Origin of the sequence: Prevotella multiformis DSM 16608 (assembly GCF_000191065.1) — a bacterium.
In the GTDB taxonomy this organism is placed as follows: domain Bacteria; phylum Bacteroidota; class Bacteroidia; order Bacteroidales; family Bacteroidaceae; genus Prevotella; species Prevotella multiformis.
On the sequence record NZ_GL872302.1, the window covers coordinates 1 to 645 of the forward strand.

Genomic DNA, 645 nt, shown 5'->3' on the forward strand with positions numbered 1-645 from the left:
ATAATCCACTATCACATCAAAGAGGGCATGGTTCTCGTCGTTTGTGGAGACAGGCTGCTGCTCTATCGTCCTGCCCACCACCTGCACCAGTTGTCGCAGTTCGGCTATCTGCTGCTGGCGGATGCGTTCGTTCACGGCATACCCTTTGATGAGATACTGCTTCAGGACGTTGTTAGCCCAACGTCGGAATTCTACACCTCGCTTGCTCTTTACCCGATAACCGACAGAGATAATCACATCAAGATTATAATGTTCTATAGAACGATTCACGAGTCTTTCTCCTTCTTTTTGAACTGTCGCAAAATTTGCGACAGTTGAAATTCCATCGTTCAACTCTTCCTGTAATGCATTGTTAATGTGTTTGCCAATGGTCTTCACATCTCTGCCGAATAGTTCAGCCATCTGCTTCCGATTTAGCCAGACGCTCTCTCCCTCCAGCTTGACATCAAGCTGTGTTTGTCCGTCTTCACTCTGATAGATTACAATTTCGTTGTTTAGGTTTGTTAGCTCGTTCATAGTTATTTCTTTGTTTGGGCGTAAAGTTACATAATTTTTTCTGTCTGTACAGCATTCCATTATAACGAATTGGGGTTTCTCCTAAGATGCCTCTATCTTCTTATGTCTCATACCGATATTTTTATTAAT

The 645-nt window shown here is 42.9% G+C and carries 1 protein-coding gene; it reads right to left on the reverse strand.

Going from position 1 to position 645, the window contains the following annotated elements; translation table 11 throughout:
* Positions 1 to 516, reverse strand: a 516-nt coding sequence (locus tag HMPREF9141_RS12380) for a virulence RhuM family protein (protein WP_007369118.1), incomplete at its 3' end; no start/stop codon positions are given.
* Positions 517 to 645: the final 129 nt, after the last annotated feature.